This window comes from Robbsia andropogonis (assembly GCF_000970345.1).
Taxonomy (GTDB): Bacteria; Pseudomonadota; Gammaproteobacteria; order Burkholderiales; family Burkholderiaceae; genus Robbsia; species Robbsia andropogonis.
Map to the genome: position 1 here is coordinate 1 of NZ_LAQU01000175.1, position 1473 is coordinate 1473.

At 53.4% G+C, this 1473-nt stretch carries 1 protein-coding gene; it reads right to left on the reverse strand.

What is annotated here, in order from left to right; translation table 11 throughout:
- Nucleotides 1-514: cache domain-containing protein (locus tag WM40_RS30550; RefSeq protein ID WP_046154620.1), on the reverse strand; the 514-nt coding region annotated here is incomplete at its 3' end.
- Nucleotides 515-1473: the final 959 nt, after the last annotated feature.

Genomic DNA, 1473 nt, shown 5'->3' on the forward strand with positions numbered 1-1473 from the left:
CCGACTTGGCTAGTCCTTTATAGAATTCGGCATTAATGTCATCAACGTATTCCCCTGCGACGAAATCCATTTGCCATGGTTCAAAGCGAGCAACATAGCCAATCTTGGGGCTCGGTTCCGTTGCGCCTGGCTTGGGCCACCAGTATTCGATATAACCTTCGCCGCGAGGCATGGCGCCGGCAGCAGCGATAGATCGGTACATATACTGTCCGCGTGCATCCTGGAAACCGGACATGTCCTTGCCATTAATCTTCGGGCTCAAGGGATTGTTGATGACGACCGAGTTCGTACCAACGGTTGTGACATAACCGGTGCTACCGTATCGCTGTGCACCGATGGACTCGATTGCACGCGATTTGGCTTGTGCTTCTGTAAGCTTGCCGCTGCTCACCTCGTCGGCATAAAACTTGGCAATGCTTGCCGCAGTGTCGACGACGTGTGCGAGATCCAGCTTGCGCGAGGCGAGCTGGCTATTGCGCAACTGAAGTGAACTGATGACGGCCTGCAGGGTCAACGCGAGACAACAAATTAACAAAGGGAAGAAGCAGTTTCTTGCGCAGCGTGAGGGAACGCATGGTGGCTCTCGTATGAATTTGTTTTGCCCTAACCCCGGTAGCGCGCGGACGGATCCGGCACCTGGCGTGAACCCATCGTGTCGCATATCGCGATACGGGTGATACTGCTTAACGTCCGTTTCACGGCGGAACTTTATTTTTTTCTGCGCTTTGTTATGCATTTTTTTGCGATGTACACTACGCGGTACTGCTGACAATGCGCTTGGTTTGTGTGATGATTCACCTGGAACCATCGCAATCGATAGCGATTTAGGTAGTGTTACTGATCTCGACCGTTAGTTGCTTTCTTCTTGTCGCGGATGGACGTCAATTGCGTTGGTTCCACCTTCGCCTTTACTCGAGCTATCGGGGCCGCTTGCTGGTGACGCACTGACGCATGTTTCGTCCGTCTTAACCCTACAAAACGCTCAGCATTCCTTTCCTGCACGCCATATCTGGCCCAATCCCGCGGCATCGCAGAGCAAGGCCCACGCCGAATACGGAATCGTCGTGTCCTCAGTAATCCATCGACGCACCTGCCGACCATTTAGGTCAGAAAGACCCAAAAAACGCGCCGCCCTGCGTGGGGTCATACTGGCGCGACGAAGGACCTCTCGAACCTCGGCACCGCGCGGCGATATCCATTCGAGCGCGACTTGCAAACATTCCGGCCGAATTTCAATATGAACGATGCTATCCATTGTTTTCTTCCCGGGTTAAAAATGAACCGTACGCGCAATATCGTAATGACATATACACTGTAAAACGACATCGCACGACGGCACCTTTTTTAATTATCCACACATCCTATTCCACCCCCCACGGCTAAGCCGCGGGGGTAACACGCTTGCCCGACGATCACTACGCGATCGCCGACCAAGCTTGACGACCCCGTGTGACGTGTGAAGGCTGCAGTCTC